Consider the following 21,216-nt stretch of genomic DNA (forward strand, 5'->3'; position numbering starts at 1 on the left):
ATTCTAAATGATTAAAAACAGGTAAACAGCGCAGAGACACGCGTCACATGGGGCCAGAGTGGGGCAGGATGGGGAAATGACTGATTTGAGCACTGATTCCCCCCTGCTCGAGGTGAGCAACCTCGCGGTAAATTTCCGCACCATGGACGGCAACGTGGCCGCGGTGCGGGACGCCGGATTCTCCCTTCCGGCCGGTGAGACCCTGGCCATTGTGGGTGAGTCGGGATCCGGAAAATCCACTACGGCCATGGCGGTGATCGGCCTGCTGCCGGGCAACGGCAAGGTTGCCTCCGGCAGCATCCGCTTCGACGGGCAGGAACTCGTAGGGCTTCCGGAAGCGAAGATGCGGGCCATCCGCGGCCGGTCCATCGGCCTGGTGCCGCAGGATCCAATGTCCAACCTCAATCCGGTGACCCGGATCGGAACCCAGGTGGCCGAAACCCTGCTGGTGCACGGCATGGCCACCTCCAAGGATGTTGACCAAAAGGTGGTGGAGGTCCTCACCGCGGCCGGGCTGCCCAACGCCCAGGAACGTGCCAAGCAGTATCCGCATGAGTTTTCCGGCGGTATGCGCCAGCGTGCCCTGATCGCCATTGGCCTGGCCTGCCGGCCGCGTCTGCTGATTGCCGATGAGCCCACCAGTGCCCTGGACGTGACCGTGCAGCGGACCATCCTGGACCAGATCGACCGCATGACCGAAGAGCTGGGCACATCCGTCCTGCTGATTACCCACGACCTGGGACTTGCCGCCGAGCGTGCCTCCCAGCTGGTGGTGATGCACCGCGGCGAAGTGGTGGAAACCGGTCCGGCACGGCAGCTGCTGGAGGACCCGCAGCATCCCTACACCCAGTCACTGGTCCGGGCGGCCCCCAGCGTTGCCGCGGTCCGCCTCCGGCCCGGGGCCTTCGCCGGAGCTTCCGCAGCTTCCGAATCAGGGGAATCCGGCCTGCCCGCAGCCGCAGGCACCGGGGAAGCGGAGGGCAGGAGCACCGGCACCGCAGCCGTGGACAACATCGTGGAGTTCCGCGACCTGACCAAGGTTTTCAAAATCCGCGGCCGTGCCGACGATTTCTATGCCGCGAAGAACGTCACCCTGGATATCCCGCGCGGCCGGACAGTGGCCATTGTGGGGGAGTCCGGCTCGGGCAAAACCACCACGGCGCGGATGCTGCTGAAACTGATCGAGCCGACGTCCGGGTCCATGACCTTTGACGGGATGGACGTGGCCACGCTGGACAAGGTCCAGCTGCGTGATTTCCGGCAGCGGGTGCAGCCGATCTTCCAGGACCCGTATTCCTCCCTGGATCCCATGTACACCATTGAGCGGATCCTGGAGGAACCGCTGAAGACGTATCGACGCGGGGACCGGGCCGAACGCCGCCGGCGCATCCTGGAGCTGATGGACCAGGTGGCGCTGCCGCATGAGATGCTGCACCGCTATCCGGCAGAACTCTCCGGCGGCCAGCGCCAGCGTGTGGCCATTGCACGGGCCCTGGCCCTGAAGCCGGAACTGATTGTCTGCGACGAGCCGGTCTCGGCGCTGGACGTGCTGGTCCAGGCACAGATCCTCCAGCTGCTGGGGGACCTGCAGCGCGAGTTTGGGCTCAGCTACCTCTTTATCTCCCACGACCTGGCAGTGGTCCGCCTGATTTCGGACTACGTGTGCGTGATGAAGGACGGCGAGCTGGTGGAGGCGGCCACCTCCGAGGAAGTCTTCTCCAACCCCCGCCACCCGTACACCCGCAAGCTGCTGGCGTCCATCCCGGGCAATGAGCTGAACATCCAGGGTGACGCGGAGCTCGACGGCGAGCTGGCCTCCTGACCATGGCACCGACGTCGGGTGCCGCAGGGGAGGGCACACCGGCCGGGGAACCGGCGGAGAACCCGGACGGCGCGCTCGAGGCGGAGCTGGACGGACTGTTGGCTGCCCGGGACCGTGAGGACATGGGTCCGACCATCGCGGCCCTGCTGGCCGTACTCCGGCGGCACCCGGGTAATGCCCGCGTCCTTTATGAGGTCGGCGGGGCCTATGACACCGCCGGGCGGGAGGAGGAGGCTGCCGGGTACTACGAAAAGGCGCTGGCGGCCGGCCTCGCCGGAGATGTGCTGCGCAGGTGCTGCCTGCAGTACGGCAGCACCCTGCGGAATCTGGGACGGACGGAGCAGTCACTGGCCGTTTTTGCCCGTGCCCGGCAGGACTTTCCCGGTTCGGTGTCGCTGGGGGTCTTCGAGGCGCTGACGCTTCACGCCGCAGGCCGTGCGGACCGCGCCCTGGCCAATCTGCTGCTGCTCCTGGCCGAGAATGCCGACTCCCCGGATCTGCAGCGGTATGTGCCGGCCATCAGGGGCAACGCGGAGTACCTCGCTTCGCTGGACGCTGCCCAGTCCGGCACAGCTGCCCCGGGCTGAGCACCGTCCAGAGAAGTGCTATTAACAAAGGGAAGGTCCCCTCCACGCCGGAGGGGACCTTCCCTTTGTGCAGCCAGGGACCGGTCCCTGGCGCGTGATTCTTACTTGCGCCGCGTCTTGGGATCCAGCGCTTCACGCAGGGACTCACCCAGCAGGGTGAAGCCCAGGGCAGTAATGGCAATGCAGATACCCGGCAGGAAGGCCAGCTGCGGGGCCACGGCCAGTTCGGCCTGCGCGTAGGTCAGCATCCGGCCCCACTCGGCGGTCTGCGGCAGTCCGCCGCCGAGGCCGAGGAAGGACAGGGCAGCAGCATCAATGACGGCGGTTGCCAGGGTCAGCGTGGCCTGGACAATGAGCGGACCCGTGCTGTTGGGCAGCAGGTGGCTCATGGTGATGGTCCGCCGGCTCAGCCCCAGGGTCTGCGCCGAGAGGATGTAGTCCGCGCTGCGCTGGGAAATCATGGAGGACCGCAGGAGCCGGGCGAAGATCGGCACCTGGGACACACCGATGGCGATCATGATCGCCATGGAGCTTTGGCCCATCAGTGCGGCGATGCTGACGGCGAGCAGCAGGTTCGGAACGGAGAGCAGGATGTCCACGAACCGCATGATGACGCTGTCCACCCAGCCGCCCAGGCCGCCGGCAATGACGCCCAGGAGCATTCCGCCCAACAGGCCGAGGGCGGTGGAGACCACGCCGATGATCAGTGATGCCCGGGCGCCCCAGATGAGCTTGGAGAGCACGTCTCCGCCGAAGCGGTCCAGGCCCAGGGGATAGCCGTCGATATCGCCGGGTCCCGGAATGCTGGTCGGAGTGATTTCGGTCCGGCCCGGCAGGTCATTGCCGCCGTACGGTGCCAGCAGCGGGGCAAGAATCGCCACGAGGACAAACAGGCCGACAATGACGGCCCCGGCAATGGCGGCAGGGTTGCGGCGCAGCCGGCGGAAGGCGTCCTTCCACATGCCGCTTCCGGTGGCCGGCTTGGCGGTGGGTGCGCCTTCGGGAAGAACGGACCCGCCCGCGGCGGGAGGCAGAGTAGTACTCACTGGACACGCACCCTTGGATCGATGAAGCCGTAGGACACATCAACCAGCAGGTTGATGAGTGAGTACGCTATGGCAATGAAAACGATGAAGCCCTGCAGGACGGGATAGTCGAGGGCGAAAATGGCATCCCGCAGGAACCGGCCTATACCGCTGAATGCGAAGACCGTCTCGGTGAGCACCGCCCCCGAAATCAGCAGCCCGGTCTGCAGGCCGATGGTGGTGGTCACCGGCAGCATGGCGTTGCGCAGGACAAACCGGCCGCGGATGGTTTTCTCCATGAGTCCCTTGGCCCGGGCGGTACGGACGTAGTCGGCACCCTGGACTTCCAGGACCGAGGCGCGCGTGATGCGCACAATGATCGCCAGCGGAATGGTGCCCAGGGCAATGGCCGGCAGGACCAGGTGCATGATGGCATCCCATGAGGCATCCCATTCCCGGGTCAGCAGACCGTCAAGGACATAAAAATCCGTCACATGTGTCGCGTTAATGCGCGGATCCTGGCGTCCGTCGGTGGGGAACCAGCCCAGCTGGATGGCCAGTACCCATTTAAGGATGAAGGCCAGGAAGAACACCGGAACGGTGATGCCGATCAGGGAGAGGACCACCGAGCCGTGGTCCCAGAAGCGGCCGTAATGCCGGGCGGCCAGGTAGCCGAGGGGAATGCCTATGCCGATTGCGAAGATCAGTGCCACGACCGCAAGTTCCACGGTGGCCGGGAAGCGGGTGGCGAATTCCTCCAGGACGGGGCGGCCGGTGACTATGGACGTGCCGAAATCCCCTTGGAGAAGCTTGCCCACATAGGTGAAGTACTGCTCGATCAGCGGGCGGTCGAATCCGTAGGCCTTATTAATGTTGGCGATGGCTTCCGGCGAGGCCTTGTCCCCGAGCAGGGCGGTGGCCGGGCCTCCGGGCAGGTTGCGTACCCACAGGAACAGCAGGATGGAGAGGCCTATGAGGGTGGGAATCAGCATAAGCAGGCGTTTGCCGATGACTCGTAACACGAGCGTCCTTTCCCAGCCGTGGGAGCTGGAGGATCTGGTGGGGAAAAAGACTGGAACACGCGTAAAGGCCGGGGACCGCTGGGGTCCCCGGCCTTCGCTGCGTTACTTGTTGAGCTTGATCTGGTTGAACACTTCGTCATTCACGGGGCTGGCCGGGTAGGAATCCACCCGCTCAGAGAACGCGAGCGACGGCGCCGGGTGGGCCAGCGGTACTGCCGGCACAAACTGGGCGATGTCTTCATTGATCTGCTCGTAGAGCGGGGTCTGCTCTTCGAGCTTGGACACCTGGCGTGCTTCCTCCAGTGCGGTGAAGATCTCCGGGTTGTTGAAGCCGAATTCGGGCTTCTCCTGGCCGAAGAACACACCTACGAAGTTGTCGGTGTCGTTGTAGTCGCCGGTCCAGCCCAGCAGGTGCAGGCCGTGATCGGGTCCGGCCTGGACGCGGTCGAGGTAGTCCGGGGACCACTTGTTCGGCAGCGGGTTGACCTTGATCCCTACCTCGCCCAGCTGTGCGCTGAGGTTGGTGAAGACCTGCTCGGGGGTGGGCATGTACGGGCGGGAGACGCCGGTGGGGTAATTGAAGTCGATGGTGAAACCGTCCGGGTAACCGGCTTCGGCCAGCAGCGACTTGGCCTTCTCGGGGTCGTACTCGTAGGTGGTGACGTCGTCGTTGTAACCGTTGACAACCTCGGGGATGAACTGCGTGGCCACCTTGGTGCCTTCGGGCAGCGTCTGGGAAACCAGGGCGTCCTTGTCGATGGCGTGGGAGATGGCCTGGCGGACCTTGACGTCGGCCAGTTCCGGTACCTGCTGGTTCATGCCCAGGTAGAGGATGGTGAAGGGATCACGGGGGACCACCTTGAAACCTGCTGCGGCCAGGGACTCGGTGTCAGCCGGAGCCACCAGGTCGTAGCCGTCAATGTCGCCGGATTCCAGCGACTGGCGGCGGGCCTGCGGATCATCGATGACGCGGAAGATGATGTCGGTGACCTGGGCTTCTTCCTCGCCCCAGTAGTCCTCATTCAGGGAGAGGGTCAGCTGGCTGCCCACATCCCAGGCATCGAACTTGTACGGTCCAGTGCCGGTGGGGTGTTCCTTGGCGTATTCGGTCAGCTCGGGTGCTTCAGCGGTCCCCGAGGATTCGTTGGCGCCGAATTCCTCCATGGCGGCGGGGCTCTGCATCGCGAATGCCGGCAGGGACAGGGCGGCGACGAAGCCGGCGAACGGCTTGTTCAGCGTAATCACGGCCTCGGTATCCGAGGGGGCCTCGCAGGACTTGTAGGTAGCCGTTTCGGGGGTATCCGAGAAGCCCTTGAAGAGCATGCCGTAGTAGTACGCCTGGCTTTCCGCCTGCTGGATGCCGCTGAAGTTGTACCAGCGCTCGAAGTTGGCGCAGACCGCTTCGGCGTTGAAATCGGTGCCGTCATGGAACGTGACGCCTTCTTCAAGATCGAAGGTGTAGGTCATGCCGTCTTCGGAGTTTTCCCACGACTTGGCCAGCAGCGGTGCAGGGTCAGCCGTGCCGGGCTCCACGCCCACAAGCCCTTCGAAGATCTGGCGGCTGACGCGGAAGGACTCGCCGTCGGAGGCGAAAGCGGGGTCCAGGGACTTGGGGTCCGAGGACGCGGCGAAAACGAAGGTGCCGTCAACGTCGCCGGAGGTACCGGCGTCGCCTTCTTCACGGTTGCTTTGGGCGCAGCCGGAGAGCACAAGAGCGCTCAGGGCCAGGCCTGCGGTCAGGGCGGACGCGCGTTTCTTCGCGGAACGGCCTTTCCGGACTCTGTCTGCTGGGAACATATTCGGTACTCCTCTAGGGCGGGTAAACGCTAAGGCGAGTGTTGCCTGCGGCCGGCATACCGGCCGAATGTGTCCTCGGACACAAACGTATGGACAGAGCCTAATGGCGAAGTGTTTCTGTTACGTGAAATACGACACCCCCGGCGCGGTCACGATTTGGTCACGCCTTGATGGTCGGGCAGGGCTGGCGCCGGGCAGCAAAAAGCCCCGGTCCGTAGACCGGGGCTTTGGATGGTGCGCGAGGAGGGACTTGAACCCACACGTCCGAAGACACTGGAACCTAAATCCAGCGCGTCTGCCAATTTCGCCACTCGCGCGTGGTTCCCGGCCCGCCACAGGGGCGTCCGGGAAACCAGCCTCCAGTGTACCCGAGGTTAATCGAGCCCCAGATCACGCCGCAGCTTGGCAACATGTCCGGTGGCCTTGACGTTGTACTGGGCGAGGGAAACCTTTCCCTCGGGATCCACCACCACCGTGGACCGGATCAGGCCCTCGTAGGTGCGGCCGTAGTTCTTCTTTTCGCCCCAGGCACCGTAGGCTTCGGCGACGGCGTGGTCCTCGTCGGACAGCAGCGGGAAGTTCAGGCCCTCCGAGTCGGTGAACTTTGCCAGCTTCTCCACGGGATCGGGGGAGATGCCAAGAACGGTGTAACCGGCACTCTTAAGGCTGTTCAGGTTGTCGCGGAAATCGCACGCCTCGGTAGTGCAGCCGGGGGTCGCGGCAGCCGGGTAGAAGTACACAATGGTGTTGCTGCCGCGCATATCGGCCAGCGAGACGGTACTCCCGTCGGAGGCGGACAGAGTGAAATCCGGTGCGGTTTCGGCCGGGCTGAGGCGGGGCATTGTGTCTCTCCTAAGATCTAGATTTCGTGTCCGGTGCGTCCGAACGCGACATTCCAACGCAGGGTGGTTATCCTAGTCTGTGGATCCGTGCGTTATCAGCAAACTGACTGTTACTGCGAGTCCGAAGCCGAGAGGAAGAGTTTTATTTTATGCCGGATATGGAGCGTTGGCCCACCGGTCGCCTGCTGTCTACAGCGGCACGCCTCGTAGAGCACGCCTGGAATGAACGTTTGGTCAGCATCGGACTGACCCATGCAGGTGTCATCGCGTTGGGTGTTCTGGAGACGCAGGGACCAATGACACAGGCACGCCTGGCACAGCTGGTGCGTGTCCAGGCCCAGACCATGGGGAAAACCCTGGCGCGCCTGGAAGCCCACGGCCACGTAACACGCGTGCGCAATGACCTGGACAAACGCAGTCACATGGTGACCATTACCCCTCAGGGCAAAGAAGCACTGAACGAGGCCCAGAACATTGAGCGCACCCTGCTCGACGGCGGCGAGCTGATGTCCGAGGACCTGCGCGGTCAGCTGCGCAAGGTGATCAGCGAGCTGGGCAGTCCGCGCTGGCAGATCGCCGTGGACGTCCCCGGGCTTCCCCTCCCGCCGGAAAACGGCCCGGAGATCATCCCTGAGGCTGCGGCCGAGAGCCGCTGAGTTCACGGGCAGCCATGCCAAAAGGAGGCACATCCGCCGGATGTGCCTCCTTTGCTTTATCCGGATAGCCCCGATAAGGAAGACGGCTTCATGGAACAGAAAATCAGCGGGAAGTACCTGAACTTCGCCAGTGTCATCGACGACGCAACACTGGCGCAGAACAAGCTGACCGCGCAGATGCCGTTTATCTATCCGCACCTGGCCTCCATGCCGGACGCGCATCTGGGCAAGGGGGCGGCCGTGGGATCCGTCATTCCCGCGCTGGGCGCGGTGATCCCGGCCGCCGTCGGCGTTGATATCGGCTGCGGCATGATCGCGGTCCGGACCGGGCACCGGGCTTCGGATCTGGCGGGCCTGGAGCGCCGGAGGCTGCGGGAGGCGATTGAAGGCGCCGTTCCGCTATCCGCCGGCCATAACAACAAGGTCCTCACCGACTCCGCCCGGCACCGCACGGAGAAACTGGCCGACGACGCCGCCGCTGCGGGGTTTGATCCTGCCGCCTATGTCCGGGACTGGCGCCTGCAACTGGGCAGCCTCGGCTCCGGCAACCACTTCATCGAGGTATCCGTGGATGAGGAGGATTCGGTGTGGCTTTTCCTGCATTCGGGATCCCGCGGGGTCGGAAACAAGATTGCCCAGCGGCACATCCGGGCTGCGCAGGTCTACTGCGCCGGACGCTCCATTGAACTGCCCGACCGGGACCTGGCCTACCTGGAGGAGGGCACCCCGGAGTTTGACCGTTACATTGCCGAACTCATGTGGGCGCAGAAATTCGCCCTGCTGAACCGCGAGGAAATGATGGACCGTGTCCTGGCCTGCTTCTCTGCGTGGACGGGGGAGCACGTGCAGGAGCGGGAACGGATCAACTGCCACCACAATTACACGGAAGTGGAACACCACTACGGCCGGGATGTCTGGCTCTCCCGTAAGGGCGCCATTGATGCCTCGCCGGGGCGGGCAGGCCTGATCCCCGGATCCATGGGCACGGCGTCGTATGTGGTGGAAGGTAAGGGGTATGCCCCGTCGCTGAACTCGGCGCCGCACGGAGCGGGCCGGCAGTTTTCACGCACCCGGGCACGCAGGACGTTCAGCCGGGATCAGCTGCGCGAGGCCATGCGGGGGATTGAGTACCGGGACACCTCTGCGTTCATTGACGAAATTCCGGCCGCCTATAAGGACATCGACGCCGTGATGGCGGATGCGAAGGATCTGGTCTCGGTGCGGCACGTACTGCGGCAGCTCGTGAACGTCAAAGGCAACTAGCGCCGCGGTTTGCCGGATTGCCGGCACGGAAACAGAAAACCCCGCCGGGCCGGGCACTGGGCCTGGCCGGACGGGGTTTCTCGGTGTGCACCCCCCGGGACTTGAACCCGGAACCCATTGATTAAGAGTCAATTGCTCTGCCAATTGAGCTAGAGGTGCATCTTTGCGGGGACGAACTCGCTGCGCCGTGAAGCGCGGTTCGATCTCCGCAACGACATGAAACACTACCACGTCCCGGCGCCGAGCGCGAAACGGTGCCGGGCGTCGGGGCGGCAGCGGCGGAGACACAAAAAACCCCGCCCGTTCAGGCGAAGAGCCTGAACGGACGGGGTAGTTGGTGCACCCCCCGGGACTTGAACCCGGAACCCATTGATTAAGAGTCAATTGCTCTGCCAATTGAGCTAGAGGTGCGCATTCGATGCGGTGGAAACCATCGGTATTTCTCCGTGGCTGCCATCGGCAACGACATGAAACACTACCAGCAGTTTTGCCGAAGAATGAAATCCGGGCCCGTTTTGTGGGCTGTTTCACTCAGTTTCCTGTCCGGGCGCCGTCCGGTTCCACGGCAGGATGACCAGTTCGCCGGGATGGCCGTCCCAATCGGAGCCGTTGTCCACCACCCAGGTCCGCGCCGGAAGGTTGGAGCCGGGATCCCCGGTGGTCACCACGGTGACCATATCCTCCCGCTGTTCCGCCTCCCGTTCCGACGCCGTCCGCTCGGGTCCGGACGCTGTCCGGTCGGGTTCGGCACCGTGGCCGGAGCCGGCAGCCATCTGCACGGCACTGTTCGCCAGCAGCACATGCAGCCGGCGGGCCGCCCAGACCGCAGCGGCTGAGCCCAGTCCAAGGGCGGTAAAGAGAGCCGTTTTTCGCGCCACGGGGCCTCCTTGAGTCGGCGGAAGGCACAATTTGACGGTACGGCCGGGAGCCGGTCGTGTCCATAGCCGGGGACGGTACGCATCCGGCTAGGCTGGCACGCATGGCCGACGACGAATCCCGCCCCGTACGCGTGCTCACCGTTCCCAGCGCTGAACTGCTCTCCGCACTGGAACCGCTCCCGGAGGGTATCCGGGCCGTGCTCTGGGATCTGGACGGTGACCCGGAGGGCGTGGAGTATGCCGAGATTGACGCCGTGGTCTTCCCCTACCTTCCCGGCAACTACGGCGCTGCGCTGTCCCGGATTCCGCACCTTGCCCTGCTCCAGGCCCAGTCCACCGGTTATGACGGACTGCCCGAACTGGTGCAACCGGGCACCGCGATTGCCAGCGCCGCGGGCGTGCATGCCGCTGCCACGGCCGAAATGGCGCTGACGCTGATGCTGGCGGCCCAACGAGGGATTGACGAGGCCGTTCGGGCGCAGCCGGAAGGGCGTTGGGAGGCTCTGCGCTACCCCGGGCTGGCGGACCGCCGCGTGCTGCTGGTTGGCGTCGGCGGCATCGGGCAGGAAATCGCCGCACGCCTTCGGCCCTTCGACGTCGAACTGACCCGTGTCGGGCGGACCGCACGGACTGACGCGGAGGGCGAGGTCCACGGCAGCGACGAACTCATTGACCTTGCCGCCGGCACGGACATCCTGGTGGTGATCACCCCGCTCACCGAACAGACCCGGCACCTCATCGACGCACGCGTACTGGCAGCACTGCCGGACGGCGCCCTCGTGGTCAATGTGGCACGCGGAGCGGTGGTGGACAGTGAAGCGCTGACCAAGGAAGTAACCTCCGGGCGGCTGCGGGCCGCCCTGGATGTGTTTGATCCTGAGCCGATGCCCGCGGACCATCCGCTGCGGCGGGCCGCGGGAGCCATCATCACGCCGCACTGGGGCGGGAACACCGGAGCATTCCAGCCACGGATCGAAGCGTTTCTCCGCAAACAGGTCGGGTTGCTGGCCAAGGGCCGGGAACCGATGAACCTGGTGCGCCCGGGCCCCTGGGAATAGAACTCAGGGAAGCGGCGCCGGTCAGGGACGCGGCGCTATGCGAGTTCCAGGTAGGACTGCACGAAGGAGCGGAAATCGGTCCAGTCTGCGGCCTGCTCCAGGAGGGTGGATGAACCTTCCACCGGGAGTACCGCCTCCGGAAGGACACTGAAGCGGAAGATGCGTCCGGTATTGGTTCCCACCTCGTAGGCATCCGTACCCAGCTCATCTGTGTGGGAGAGATTGGTGGTGTTGATGGCAGTGGGCGCTTCCAGTGCGGCCAGGGAATCGACATCGAACGGAGCAAACACCAGCTCGGCCGGACGCCAGCGGTAGCCCAGCACGTAGTATCCGGTTTCGTCCTCCGCGCCCGGCGTGGCGCAGACCAGGTTGTAGTCACCGTAGTTCGGAATCTGGGTTTCAAAAACGCGCCGAAGGACCATCTTCAGACGGTCGCTGGCGCCGGAATCAGGTTCTGCGTCCGGACGGGTGGATTCTCTATCCGATGTCATTTCCCCAGTCTATGAACACGTTCCCCCCATTCGTGAACCCTGTCCCGGCCGGGCCGCTGAACTTCATCTGCTGTTCACGGGCCGTAACAAGGGCTGTGTCGCCCCGTCACACAGAGAAGCGGGCAGGCTTAAGTCCTAAGATTTAGCTATGAGCGTGGAAAACACACCGGATATCAAGCCCCGCAGCCGTGTCGTCACGGACGGGATTCATGCAGCACCCGCCCGCGGCATGTTCCGAGCCGTCGGTATGGGCGACGACGACTTCGCCAAACCGCAGATCGGCATCGCCAGTTCCTGGAACGAAATCACCCCCTGCAACCTCTCCCTGAACCGGCTGGCCCAGGGCGCCAAGGAAGGCGTCCACGCCGGCGGCGGTTTCCCCATGCAGTTCGGGACCATCTCGGTTTCCGACGGCATTTCCATGGGCCACGAGGGCATGCACTTCTCCCTGGTCTCCCGCGAAGTCATCGCCGACTCCGTGGAGACGGTCATGATGGCCGAGCGGCTGGACGGCTCAGTGCTCCTGGCCGGCTGTGACAAGTCACTGCCCGGCATGCTGATGGCCGCCGCGCGCCTGGACCTCTCCAGCGTCTTCCTCTACGCCGGCTCGATCATGCCCGGCTTCGCCAAAATGGAGGACGGCACCGAGCGCGAAGTGACACTTATCGACGCCTTCGAAGCCGTCGGCGCCTGCGCCGCGGGGAAGATGAGCCTCAAGGACCTGGACACGATCGAACGTGCCATCTGCCCGGGCGAAGGTGCCTGCGGCGGTATGTACACCGCGAACACCATGGCCTGCATCGGTGAAGCCCTGGGCATGTCCCTCCCCGGTTCCGCAGCACCGCCCTCGGCGGACCGCCGCCGTGACGAGTTTGCCCGCAAGTCCGGCGAAGCCGTGGTCAACCTGCTGCGCAAGGGCATCACCGCCCGCGACATCATGACCAAAAAGGCCTTCGAAAACGCCATCGCCGTCACCATGGCCTTCGGCGGATCCACCAATGCCGTCCTGCACCTGCTTGCCATTGCCCGCGAGGCCGAAGTGGACCTCACCCTGGATGACTTCAACCGCATTGGCGACAAGATCCCGCACCTGGGCGATCTGAAGCCGTTCGGCCGTTACGTTATGTTCGACGTGGACAAGATCGGCGGCGTCCCGGTGATCATGAAGGCACTGCTCGACGCCGGCCTGATCCACGGCGACTGCCTCACCGTCACCGGCAAGACGGTCGCGGAAAACCTGGCCTCGATCAACCCGCCGGATCCGGACGGCAAGGTCCTGCGTGCCATGGACAACCCCATCCACAAGACCGGCGGCATCACCGTGCTGAAGGGGTCCATGGCCCCCGAGGGTGCTGTGGTGAAGAGCGCCGGCTTCGACGCCGATGTCTTTGAGGGCACCGCCCGCGTCTTCGAACGCGAACAGGGTGCCCTGGATGCCCTCGACGCCGGCCGGATCCACGCCGGCGACGTCGTCGTCATCCGCTACGAAGGTCCCAAGGGCGGTCCGGGCATGCGCGAAATGCTGGCCATCACCGGTGCCATCAAGGGCGCCGGCCTCGGCAAGGATGTCCTGCTGCTCACCGACGGCCGGTTCTCCGGCGGCACCACCGGCCTATGCATCGGCCATGTGGCCCCCGAAGCGGTCGACGGCGGTCCCATCGCCTTTGTGAAGGACGGGGACCGGATCCGCGTGGACATTGCCGCCCGCAGCTTCGACCTGCTGGTGGAGCCGGAGGAACTGGAAGCCCGCAAGGTTGGCTGGCAGCCGCTGCCGGCCAAGTTCACCAAGGGTGTCCTGTCCAAGTACGCCAAGATGGTCAACTCGGCCTCCACCGGCGCGTACTGCGGCTGATAAGGCTGATAAAGCCTCCCCGACGGCGCCCGCTGGTGCGGACGCCGTCGGGGCCCTAAGGCCTTTTCAGCCTTATTAAGCCCGCCGCCCTCGTGAGCGGGGAGCCGGGCAGGCATGTCCATAAGACAGACATGATGTCCAGATAGTGAGACGCCGGTCTCACCTAATTGACACTCCCGCAGGGGACCGCGAGACTAAACGGTATGCAGATCGTACCCGTCGTCCTTATCAAGCGCGTGGCGTAATAGCCCGACTTGTCTAAGACGTCACGCGCGAACCCCTACGGAGCCAACCGGCACGAGGGGTTTTTTTATTGGCTTCGTCAGTTTTGGCTTTGCTAAGCACCTAAAAGCCCCACCGGGCACAACCCGGGCAGGCCGCCGCACAGACAATGGATCAGTATCCGCAAAGGAAGTTCCAATGAGTAAGGGATCGCCAATCAGCCCTTCGCTGATGGCCTCGAAGGCAAATGCCGCTGCACGCGCGGCAGCAGCCAAGACCAAAGACGTAGCCGGTTCCATGTCCTCCACGTATGCCGTGGATGACCGGATCCAAGGGCCGAACAACATTGTTCCGCCCACCGAAATGACCGGCTCCCAGGCCCTAGTCCGGTCCCTGGAGGAGCTCGGCGTCGACGAAGTCTTCGGACTGCCAGGCGGCGCCATCCTGCCCACCTATGATCCCCTGATGGATTCGAAGAAGATCCGTCACGTCCTGGTCCGGCATGAACAGGGTGCCGGACACGCTGCCGAAGGCTACGCCATGGTGACCGGTCGGGCCGGTGTCTGCATCGCGACGTCGGGCCCCGGCGCCACCAACCTGGTCACCGCCATTGCCGATGCGCACATGGACTCGGTGCCGATGGTTGCCATCACCGGGCAGGTTTCCAGTGCGTTCATCGGTTCCGATGCGTTCCAGGAAGCCGACATTGTCGGCATCACGATGCCCATCACCAAGCACTCCTACCTGGTCACCGATGCCGCGGACATCCCTCGGGTGCTCGCCGAGGCCTTCCACATCGCGACCTCGGGCCGCCCGGGTCCGGTGCTGGTGGACGTGTCCAAGGATGCCCAGCAGGCCAAGACGGTCTTCTCCTGGCCGCCGAAGATCGATCTGCAGGGCTACCGCACCGTAGTGCGCGGACACTCCAAGCAGGTCCGCGAAGCGGCACGCCTGATCGCCGCATCGCAGCGGCCGGTCTTCTACGTGGGTGGCGGTGTACTCAAGGCCGACGCTTCAGCGGAGCTGCTGGAACTGGCCGAACTGGTGGGCGCCCCCGTGGTCACCACCCTGATGGCCCGCGGCGTGTTCCCCGACTCGCACCCGCAGCACGTCGGCATGCCCGGCATGCACGGTTCCGTGTCCGCGGTGACCGCCCTGCAGCAGTCCGATCTGCTGATCACGCTCGGCGCCCGCTTCGATGACCGGGTCACCGGGGTGCTCAGCTCCTTCGCCCCCGGCGCCAAGGTCATCCACGCGGACATCGACCCCGCCGAAATCTCCAAGAACCGTGCCGCGGACGTGCCGATTGTCGGCTCAGTGAAGGAAATCATCCCCGAGCTCACCGACGCCGTGCGGAGCCAGTTCGCGGCCGAGCAACCGGACATTTCCGCCTGGTGGGCCGTGCTGGACCGGCTGCGGGAAACCTACCCCATCGGTTACGCCGAGCCGGAAGACGGACTGATGGCCCCGCAGAAGGTCATCGAGCGCATCGGTGCCCTGACCGGTCCCGAAGGCGTGTACGTGGCCGGCGTGGGGCAGCACCAGATGTGGTCCGCCCAGTTCATCAAGTACGAACGCCCCCGCGCCTGGCTGAACTCCGGCGGGCTGGGCACCATGGGCTACTCCGTGCCGGCGGCCATGGGCGCCAAGGTGGGCAACCCGGACCGCGTGGTGTGGGCAATTGACGGTGACGGCTGCTTCCAGATGACCAACCAGGAACTGGCCACCTGCCTGATCAACAACATCCCGATCAAGGTCGCCATCATCAACAACTCCTCGCTGGGCATGGTCCGGCAGTGGCAGACCCTGTTCTACGAGTCGCGCTACTCCAACACGGACCTGAACACCGGGCATGACACCGTGCGGGTGCCGGACTTCGTGAAGCTGGCCGACGCCTACGGCTGCGTGGGCCTGCGCTGCGAACGCGATGAGGACATTGACGCCACCATCGCCAAGGCACTGGAAATCAACGACCGGCCAGTCGTCATCGACTTCGTGGTCAGCCGCGACTCGATGGTCTGGCCGATGGTGCCCACCGGTGTATCCAATGACCTGATCCAGATTGCCCGCAACATGACTCCCACCTGGGAAGAGGAGGACTAGGACATGGCCCGCCATACCCTTTCCGTGCTGGTAGAAGACGTTCCGGGCGTCCTGACCCGGGTGGCCTCGCTGTTTGCCCGCCGCGCTTTCAACATCAATTCTTTGGCCGTGGGCCCCTCCGAGGTGCCGGGCATGTCCCGTATCACCGTGGTGGTCGACGCCGAGGGTGACCTGCTGGAGCAGGTCACCAAACAGCTGAACAAACTCATCAACGTCATCAAGATTGTTGAGCTTGTTCCCGAATCTTCCGTGCAACGCGACCACATCCTGGTCAAGGTTCGCGCGGATGCCGCAACCCGGCTGCAGGTAACCCAGGCAGCCGAGTTGTTCCGCGCCTCTGTGGTGGACGTGTCCATAGACTCGCTCATCGTTGAGGCAACAGGCACCGCCGAGAAACTCAATGCACTGCTCTCAGTGCTTGAGCCGTTTGGCATCCGCGAAATAGTCCAATCCGGAACTCTGGCCGTGGGCCGCGGCTCAAAATCCATGAGCGACCGCGCCCTGCGCAGCGCCTAGTTCCACCACAGACCCTTATCCAGGAAACCAGTAGGAGATAACCACAGTGACTGACATGTATTACGACGACGACGCAGACCTGTCGATCATCCAGGGCCGCACCGTTGCGGTCATCGGCTACGGAAGCCAGGGCCACGCCCACGCCCTCAGCCTGCGCGACTCCGGTGTGGACGTCCGCGTCGGCCTGAAGGAAGGCTCCGCCTCCCGGGCCAAGGCCGAAGCCGAAGGCCTGCGCGTGCTCAACGTGGCAGACGCCGTGGCTGAAGCCGACCTGATCATGGTGCTCACCCCGGACCAGGTCCAGCGTTTTGTCTACGCCGAGGAGATCGCCCCGAACCTGCAGTCCGGCGACGCGCTGTTCTTCGGCCACGGCTTCAACATCCGCTACGGCTACATTCAGCCGCCGGCCGACGTCGACGTTGCCCTGGTTGCCCCCAAGGGCCCGGGACACATTGTGCGCCGCGAATTCGAAGCCGGCCGCGGTGTGCCGGACCTGATCGCCGTGGAGCAGAACGCCTCCGGCAAGGCCAAGGAACTGGCCCTCTCCTACGCCAAGGCCATCGGCGGCACCCGCGCCGGCGTCATCGAGACCACCTTCACCGAAGAGACCGAAACGGACCTCTTCGGCGAGCAGGCAGTGCTCTGCGGCGGTGCCTCGCAGCTGATCCAGTACGGCTTCGAAACCCTTACCGAAGCCGGCTACCAGCCGCAGGTCGCCTACTTCGAGGTACTGCACGAGCTGAAGCTGATTGTTGACCTGATGGTGGAGGGCGGCATCGCCAAGCAGCGCTGGAGCGTTTCCGACACCGCCGAGTACGGCGACTACGTCTCCGGCCCGCGCGTCATTGACGAGAGCGTGAAGGAAAACATGAAGGCAGTCCTCGCGGACATCCAGAACGGCGCCTTCGCCAAGCGTTTCATTGATGACCAGGATGCCGGTGCACCGGAGTTCAAGGAACTGCGCCAGAAGGGTGAGGACCACCCGATCGAGGCCACCGGCCGCGAGCTGCGCAAGCTCTTTTCCTGGATCAAGAACGAGGATGACTACACGGAGGGCTCCGTAGCCCGCTAGTCACCACCGTAATATCCGCACCGATTCGCCACGCCCCCCGGGGATGGCGTTAGGCTCGAAAGGCAAGCCGAATCGGCAGGGAGGCCGGACCCTCGGGTCCGGCCTCCTGCGCGAAACCCCACCTGAATCGTCCACAGCTAAAGAGGTCACCGGTGTCTGCCACCAAACCAGTCGTACTCCTCGCGGAGGAACTCTCGCCCGCCACTGTTGAGGCCCTGGGCCCCGACTTTGAGATCCGCTCCACGGACGGTGCGGACCGCTCCCAGCTCCTTTCCGCGATCGCGGACGTAGACGCGATCCTCGTCCGCTCGGCTACGCAGGTGGATGCCGAAGCCATTGCCGCGGCGAAGACCCTGAAGGTCATTGCCCGCGCCGGCGTGGGGCTGGACAACGTGGACATCAAGGCGGCCACCCAGGCCGGAGTGATGGTGGTCAACGCGCCGACGTCGAACATCATTTCCGCCGCGGAACTGACCGTGGGACACATCCTTTCCCTGGCCCGGAACATCCCGCAGGCCAGCGCAGCGCTGAAGAACGGCGAGTGGAAGCGCTCCAAGTACAGCGGCATCGAGCTGTTCGAAAAGAAGATCGGCATCATCGGCCTCGGCCGCATCGGTGCCCTGGTTGCGGCCCGGCTGCAGGGCTTCGGCACCGAGATCCTGGCCTATGACCCGTACGTGACCTCCGCCCGCGCCGCGCAGCTGAACGTCCGCCTGGTCAGCCTGGATGAACTCCTCGAGGAATCGGACTTCATCACCATCCACATGCCGAAGACGCCGGAAACCCTGGGCATGCTTGGCGCGGATGCCTTCGAGAAGATGAAGGACACCGCTTACGTGGTCAACGTGGCCCGCGGCGGGCTCGTGGATGAGGCTGCACTCTTCGAGGCGCTTCAGGCCGGGAAGATTGCCGGCGCCGGCGTGGATGTGTTCGTGAAGGAACCCAGCACCGACCTGCCGTTCTTCGCGCTGGACAACGTGGTGGTCACCCCGCACCTCGGCGCCTCCACCGCCGAAGCCCAGGAAAAGGCCGGCGTCTCGGTCGCCAAGTCCGTCCGCCTGGCACTGGCCGGGGAACTGGTGCCCGATGCCGTGAACGTGGCCGGCGGCGTCATCGCCGAAGACGTCCGCCCGGGTATTCCGCTGATCGAGAAGCTGGGGCGCATCTTCACCGCCCTGTCCCATGACTCCGTCACGGCCATCGACATCGAGGTGGCCGGCGAGATTGCCGCCCTGGACGTGAAGGCACTGGAACTGGCAGCGCTGAAGGGCATTTTCACCGACATCGTTTCCGAGCAGGTCTCCTACGTCAACGCCCCGGTACTGGCCGAACAGCGCGGTATCGAGGTCCGGCTGCTCACCACGCCCGACGTGGATGACTACCGGAACCTGCTCACCATCCGCGGCGCCCTCTCCGACGGCACCCGCCTGGAGGTCTCCGGCACCCTGACCGGACCCAAGCAGATCCAGAAGCTCGTGGGAGTCAACGGCTATGACCTGGAAATCCCCATCAGCGAGCACCTGATTGTGCTGATCTACCAGGACCGTCCCGGCGTCATCGGCGCCCTGGGCCGTGTCCTGGGCGAGAAGGACATCAACATCGCCGGTATGCAGGTGGCCCGGAACTCCGAGGGCGGGCAGGCACTGTCCCTGCTCACCGTGGATTCCTCCGTGCCGCAGGACGTGCTGGAGAAGCTGCGAGAAGAAATCGGCGCCTCCGTGGCACGCGAAGTGGACCTGCAGGACTAACCGCACCTGCCGGAGGGCCGGTTCCGCTTCGGCGGGGCCGGCCTTTCGCCGTCTCCACCCAGGGGAGGAGACACACCCGCCCGGCTTCATGCCCGGCTCCGACGCGGACCGCACCCCTGCCGCGGCAGCATGGAAGGCATGACTTCATCCATGCCGGGCGGACCTCTGCTGGCCGCCGACAACCTGACCAAAACCTACGGAAGCACCGCTGCACTGGCGGGCATCAGCCTGGCCGTATATCCGGGGGAGGCCGTGGCCGTGATGGGTGCTTCCGGTTCGGGAAAAACCACGTTGCTGCACTGCCTGGCCGGCATTATCCGTCCCGACACCGGCAGCGTCCGGCTGTTCCGCAGCGGTGAACCCGTGGAGATCACGGCGCTGGACGACGACGCGCGCTCCGCACTGCGCGGAAGAGACTTCGGCTTCGTTTTCCAACAGGGGCTGCTGATTCCTGAGCTGACAGCCGGGGAGAATGTGGCGCTGGCCCGGATGCTCAACGGGGTGCCGCGGGCCGAAGCGGAACAGGCCGCCGCACAGGCTTTGGCGGCCCTCGGCCTGGCAGGTATGGAACAGCGGCGCATAGGAGAGCTGTCCGGCGGGCAGGCCCAGCGGGTGGCCATAGCACGGGCACAGGTTAACGGTGCGCGGGTCCTCTTTGCAGACGAACCCACGGGTGCACTGGACTCGCACACCTCGGCCGAAGTGATGGGGCTGCTGCTCCGCACGGTAGAGGGGTCGGGGCGCTCCCTGGTGGTGGTGACCCATGATCCGGAGGTGGCCCGCTGGTGCGGCAGAGTGGTCACCGTGGCTGACGGCCGGATTGTTGCCGACACAGCCGGTGCAGCGGGACAGACCCGATGAACGCCGTCAGGCCCCTGCCCGCACATCTGTCCGCCATGGACCGCATTTTGGACTCTTCGCCGGTGGCCGTCCGCCTCACCTGGGTGCTGAACCGTCCCGGCACCGCCGGGTGGGAGAAAGCGCTGCTGCCTGCCGCGGCTTTTGCAGTGGTCACCACGCTGCTGCTGACCGTCCTGTCAGGTGCCTTGTCCTTCCTGCAGTGGGGGGACGCCGAAGGCGATCTGTATCTGCTGCTGGCATGTTTCGCGCTGCTGCTGCTGGTGCTGCCACTCATCACCCTGGGTGGTTCCGCGGCGCGCCTGTCCGCCCGCCGGCGCGATGAGCACCTCTCAACGCTGCGCCTGCTGGGAGGCTCCGCCAGGACGGTCCGGCAGGTGACGGTCCTGGAGGCCACCGCCCAGGCACTGGCCGGCGCCGTGGCCGGTGTGGCCGGGTATGTGCTGTTCGCTCCTCTGATCCAGCTGATCCACTTCCGCGGCGCAGCCCTTGGCGCAGCCTATTGGCTGCACCCGGCGGCGGGATTCGCCACGGTGCTGGCGGTGGTTCTGCTGGCCGCGGTCAGCTCCGCGGCAGGCCTGCGAAAAGTGGTTGTGTCACCCCTCGGGGTGCGGACCCGGGCCGCAGCCCAAAAGGTCCACTGGAGCCGGGCAGGCATTGCCGTGGCGGTTTTGGTTGCGGGCAGCCTTGCCCTGAGTATTCCGGGCGCCGGGGCGGTACTGGCCATCATGATCATCTTCGGTGTGTTTGCCGCCGGGATGTCCGTCCTCAACCTGGCAGGCCCCTGGCTGGTTGCCCGCTCAGCCACCAGGCGCCTGCAGCGGGCACAAACGCCGGAGGCGCTGCTTGCCGCCCGGATCGTGCTGGATTCCCCCAAGGCAGCCTGGCGACAGGTCAGTGCCCTGGCCCTGGTCTGCTTCACTGCCGTGGTTGCCGGTTCGGCCGCGGCGGCCGTGCAGGGAAGCCAGGCGGAGGGGCCGGAAGACTTCCTGCTGCAGGACCTCATGACCGGTGTGCTGATCACGGTTGTCGCAGGGTTTCTGATGGTCGCCTGTTCTGCGGGCATCAACCAGGCAGCCACGGTCCTGGACCGCGGTGAGCTCTACCGCAGCCTTGACCGGATGGGCATGCCGCGCGAAGTGATCGAAGGCGCACGCATCAAGGCGGTGATGCAGCCCCTGCTGCTCGTATGCACCGCTTCCGTGACAGTGTCGGGGGTCCTGCTGTTCCCGCTGGTAGGTGCCGCACTGCTTTTCGCTCCGGCGTCGATGGTTATCCTTGCGGCAACCGTTGCCGCGGGGGTCGGGCTGGTGAGGGCCGGACTTGCCGTTACGGCTCCGGTGCTGACCTCGGTGCTTGCCGGCGGGCACTAAGCTGTCTCAAATGTCCCAACCTCCGCCCGCG

General features: G+C 65.0%; 18 protein-coding genes and 3 tRNA genes. 12 read left to right on the forward strand and 9 right to left on the reverse strand.

The window, feature by feature from the left end; all coding sequences use genetic code 11:
- Positions 1–76 precede the first annotated feature (76 nt).
- Positions 77–1,822, forward strand: a complete 1,746-nt coding sequence (locus AC5RTS_RS06610; protein ID WP_493991275.1) for a dipeptide ABC transporter ATP-binding protein — start codon at positions 77–79, stop codon at positions 1,820–1,822.
- A 2-nt stretch (positions 1,823–1,824) separates the two neighbouring features.
- Positions 1,825–2,409, forward strand: coding sequence for a tetratricopeptide repeat protein (locus AC5RTS_RS06615; RefSeq protein WP_493991276.1), 585 nt, complete (start codon positions 1,825–1,827; stop codon positions 2,407–2,409).
- A 101-nt stretch (positions 2,410–2,510) separates the two neighbouring features.
- Here AC5RTS_RS06615 and AC5RTS_RS06620 read toward each other — a convergent pair whose 3' ends face one another.
- The 5 genes from AC5RTS_RS06620 to bcp all read right to left on the reverse strand — a co-directional run bounded on the left by AC5RTS_RS06620 (position 2,511) and on the right by bcp (position 7,095).
- A complete protein-coding gene (locus AC5RTS_RS06620) occupies positions 2,511–3,455 on the reverse strand; it encodes an ABC transporter permease (protein WP_423723746.1) in 945 nt (314 codons plus the stop codon).
- Positions 3,452–4,456: an ABC transporter permease gene (locus AC5RTS_RS06625; RefSeq protein ID WP_227903293.1), complete on the reverse strand. Its 1,005-nt coding sequence runs from the start codon at positions 4,454–4,456 to the stop codon at positions 3,452–3,454. The genes AC5RTS_RS06620 and AC5RTS_RS06625 overlap by 4 nt, the downstream gene beginning before the upstream one ends.
- 102 nt (positions 4,457–4,558) lie before the next feature.
- A complete protein-coding gene (locus tag AC5RTS_RS06630) occupies positions 4,559–6,253 on the reverse strand; it encodes an ABC transporter substrate-binding protein (protein WP_493991277.1) in 1,695 nt (564 codons plus the stop codon).
- Positions 6,254–6,485: 232 nt separating this feature from the next.
- A tRNA-Leu gene (locus AC5RTS_RS06635) sits at positions 6,486–6,570 on the reverse strand.
- A 57-nt stretch (positions 6,571–6,627) separates the two neighbouring features.
- On the reverse strand, positions 6,628–7,095 hold the full coding sequence (bcp, locus tag AC5RTS_RS06640) for a thioredoxin-dependent thiol peroxidase (RefSeq protein WP_493991278.1): 468 nt from the start codon (positions 7,093–7,095) through the stop codon (positions 6,628–6,630).
- A gap of 149 nt (positions 7,096–7,244) precedes the next feature.
- On the opposite strand from bcp, the gene AC5RTS_RS06645 reads away from it, so the two are divergent.
- Together AC5RTS_RS06645 and AC5RTS_RS06650 are read left to right on the forward strand one after the other, a co-directional pair.
- Positions 7,245–7,751, forward strand: coding sequence for a MarR family winged helix-turn-helix transcriptional regulator (locus tag AC5RTS_RS06645; protein ID WP_493991279.1), 507 nt, complete (start codon positions 7,245–7,247; stop codon positions 7,749–7,751).
- Positions 7,752–7,841: 90 nt separating this feature from the next.
- A complete protein-coding gene (locus AC5RTS_RS06650; protein WP_493991280.1) occupies positions 7,842–9,014 on the forward strand; it encodes an RtcB family protein in 1,173 nt (390 codons plus the stop codon).
- Positions 9,015–9,100: 86 nt separating this feature from the next.
- Here AC5RTS_RS06650 and AC5RTS_RS06655 read toward each other — a convergent pair.
- The 3 genes from AC5RTS_RS06655 to AC5RTS_RS06665 all read right to left on the reverse strand — a co-directional run bounded on the left by AC5RTS_RS06655 (position 9,101) and on the right by AC5RTS_RS06665 (position 9,892).
- Positions 9,101–9,173 (reverse strand) — tRNA-Lys (locus AC5RTS_RS06655).
- Between the two features lie 176 nt (positions 9,174–9,349).
- A tRNA-Lys gene (locus AC5RTS_RS06660) sits at positions 9,350–9,425 on the reverse strand.
- A gap of 116 nt (positions 9,426–9,541) precedes the next feature.
- A complete protein-coding gene (locus AC5RTS_RS06665; RefSeq protein ID WP_493991281.1) occupies positions 9,542–9,892 on the reverse strand; it encodes a hypothetical protein in 351 nt (116 codons plus the stop codon).
- Between the two features lie 101 nt (positions 9,893–9,993).
- Here AC5RTS_RS06665 and AC5RTS_RS06670 point away from each other — a divergent pair, with 101 nt between their 5' ends.
- Positions 9,994–10,950: a 2-hydroxyacid dehydrogenase gene (locus AC5RTS_RS06670; RefSeq protein WP_493991282.1), complete on the forward strand. Its 957-nt coding sequence runs from the start codon at positions 9,994–9,996 to the stop codon at positions 10,948–10,950.
- A gap of 35 nt (positions 10,951–10,985) precedes the next feature.
- Here AC5RTS_RS06670 and AC5RTS_RS06675 read toward each other — a convergent pair whose 3' ends face one another.
- Complete coding sequence (locus AC5RTS_RS06675) at positions 10,986–11,441, reverse strand: hypothetical protein (protein WP_493991283.1); 456 nt, start codon at positions 11,439–11,441, stop codon at positions 10,986–10,988.
- Between the two features lie 148 nt (positions 11,442–11,589).
- Between AC5RTS_RS06675 and ilvD the strand changes: the two genes are divergently transcribed.
- From ilvD to AC5RTS_RS06710, 7 genes are all read left to right on the forward strand, one after another.
- On the forward strand, positions 11,590–13,293 hold the full coding sequence (ilvD, locus tag AC5RTS_RS06680) for a dihydroxy-acid dehydratase (protein WP_493991284.1): 1,704 nt from the start codon (positions 11,590–11,592) through the stop codon (positions 13,291–13,293).
- A gap of 420 nt (positions 13,294–13,713) precedes the next feature.
- Positions 13,714–15,618 (forward strand): acetolactate synthase large subunit, encoded by a 1,905-nt coding sequence (locus AC5RTS_RS06685; RefSeq protein ID WP_493991285.1) that lies wholly within the window; start codon positions 13,714–13,716, stop codon positions 15,616–15,618.
- Positions 15,619–15,621: 3 nt separating this feature from the next.
- Complete coding sequence (gene ilvN, locus AC5RTS_RS06690; protein WP_493991286.1) at positions 15,622–16,134, forward strand: acetolactate synthase small subunit; 513 nt, start codon at positions 15,622–15,624, stop codon at positions 16,132–16,134.
- Between the two features lie 46 nt (positions 16,135–16,180).
- A complete protein-coding gene (gene ilvC, locus AC5RTS_RS06695) occupies positions 16,181–17,206 on the forward strand; it encodes a ketol-acid reductoisomerase (protein ID WP_493991287.1) in 1,026 nt (341 codons plus the stop codon).
- Positions 17,207–17,358: 152 nt separating this feature from the next.
- The gene (gene serA / locus AC5RTS_RS06700) at positions 17,359–18,954 is read left to right on the forward strand and encodes a phosphoglycerate dehydrogenase (RefSeq protein ID WP_493991288.1); all 1,596 of its coding nucleotides are present in this window, start codon (positions 17,359–17,361) and stop codon (positions 18,952–18,954) included.
- Between the two features lie 138 nt (positions 18,955–19,092).
- Positions 19,093–19,815, forward strand: coding sequence for an ABC transporter ATP-binding protein (locus tag AC5RTS_RS06705; protein WP_493991289.1), 723 nt, complete (start codon positions 19,093–19,095; stop codon positions 19,813–19,815).
- 35 nt (positions 19,816–19,850) lie between these two features.
- Positions 19,851–21,185: an FtsX-like permease family protein gene (locus tag AC5RTS_RS06710; RefSeq protein WP_493991290.1), complete on the forward strand. Its 1,335-nt coding sequence runs from the start codon at positions 19,851–19,853 to the stop codon at positions 21,183–21,185.
- Positions 21,186–21,216: the final 31 nt, after the last annotated feature.

This window comes from Arthrobacter sp. MDT1-49-2 (genome assembly GCF_059090185.1).